General features: G+C 46.9%; 1 pseudogene. It reads left to right on the forward strand.

Annotated features, from left to right (window positions below):
• Nucleotides 1–32 precede the first annotated feature (32 nt).
• A pseudogene (gene tnpC / locus KT99_RS19830) lies at nucleotides 33–1042 on the forward strand (IS66 family transposase); the annotation flags it as partial.

The following is a 1042-nucleotide window of genomic DNA, read 5'->3' on the forward strand; positions in this document are numbered from 1 at the left end:
GAACGATCTCTTTGCCGTGTCAAAATAGCTTCATGAAAAAGAAAAAACAATTCGCAACAGAGCCGCCTACGGTTGCTGAACTCGGTGAAAAAAAAGCAAACTTACTCATTCAAGAACTGTGGGAAAAGTTACGTGAATATGAAGACCGCCTAGCATTGAGCTCTAGAAACTCATCCAAATCACCATCCTCTGACTCCCCTGCGGATAAGGCCGAGCGAAAAAAGCTCAAACGCCTCGTAGTGGAAATAAGGTTGGCGCTCAACCTGGACATACGGGGCATAAAAGACCATTAGCAAAGCTTACAGAGACTGACGAGAGAATTGCTTGTTTGCCAGATAGTTGCTGCGCTGATTGTGGCGGTAAAGTTGTGGCTAACTCGTCGCCAAGTTATCGCCATCAGGTGTTTGAATTACCTAAACCTACACTTGATATCACCGAATACCAGTTATTTCACGGGCGTTGTCAGCAGTGCAACACAGTGAGTAAAGGAGCCTTGCCTGAAGAGGCTCCCGATGGTCAGATGGGGCCACGATTGCTCAGTTACGTGGCTGTGCTCAGTGGCTTGTATCACCTGAGCGTACGTAAAATTCAACGTTTACTGCAAGACCAATACGGGACTCATTTCTCTATCGGTCTGATTTCTGAAGCGCAAGGGCGAGTCAGTAGTATGCTGACGCCGACACACCAAGCTCTGCATCAACACATAAAAAAAGCGTCATTAGTGCATGTTGACGAGACGACGCACAATCGTAATGGTGAAGAGCATACCCGCTGGGTCTGGTTGTTATCGAGTGAGGATGCCGTATTCCAACAGGTGAAATATTTTCGTAATAAGGATGCAGCCAAATCGATATTAGGCGAGCATACCCAAGCGATTGTCGTGAGTGACCAATGTCCCAGCTACAACTGGATTGAGCCCGAACGGCATCAATTTTGCCTTGCCCATGTGCAGCGTAATTTACAACAAATGGCCGATTATTCAGGTAAGGGGCTTACCGCGAGTATCGGCAATCGACTGGTATTGCTATTCAAGTCCGTATTT

It is taken from the genome of Shewanella benthica KT99, from assembly GCF_000172075.1.
GTDB classification, from domain to species: domain Bacteria; phylum Pseudomonadota; class Gammaproteobacteria; order Enterobacterales; family Shewanellaceae; genus Shewanella; species Shewanella benthica_A.